The organism is Pseudomonas sp. CGJS7, assembly GCF_036961695.1.
In genome coordinates this window covers 1-468 of sequence record NZ_JBAMDI010000325.1, presented here as the reverse complement: position 1 = coordinate 468, position 468 = coordinate 1, and the positions used below count along the sequence as shown (strand labels likewise).

The 468-nt window shown below is 62.4% G+C and carries 1 protein-coding gene; it reads left to right on the top strand.

From position 1 onward, the window contains the following. Nucleotides 1-468, top strand: a 468-nt coding sequence (locus V7787_RS52915) for an immunoglobulin-like domain-containing protein (RefSeq protein WP_336095466.1), incomplete at both ends; no start/stop codon positions are given.

The following is a 468-nucleotide window of genomic DNA, read 5'->3' as shown; positions in this document are numbered from 1 at the left end:
CCAGGTCACCATCAAGGCCGGCGAAACCAGCGCGCCGTACACCCACGACGCGCAGGGCGATGACGTCTATCAGGATGCGGGCCAGATCAGCCTGGGCATCACGTCCGCTGTGGATGTAGACGGTCGCACCTTCGAGAACCTGCAACTGGGCGGCAACGCTTCGGTTCAAGTGACTGACACCCTCGACGAGGTGGTGGCGAAGCTGACCGCGACCCCTTCGGTCACCGAAGGCGGCGAGATCACCTACACCATCACGCTGACCAACAAAGACGGCTTGCCGATCAACAACCACTCGGAGCTGTACTTCAAGCTGACCGACGGCACCACCGTCGTCGTGGCAGCCAACAGCACCACGGGCTCGGCGACTGCAACCGCACCAGACAACGTCTATGTCGGCACCAACCAGCCGGTGGTCAATGCCATCGACGCCGTCAGCGGCGCGGATGCGTGGAAGTTCGAAAACCTGAA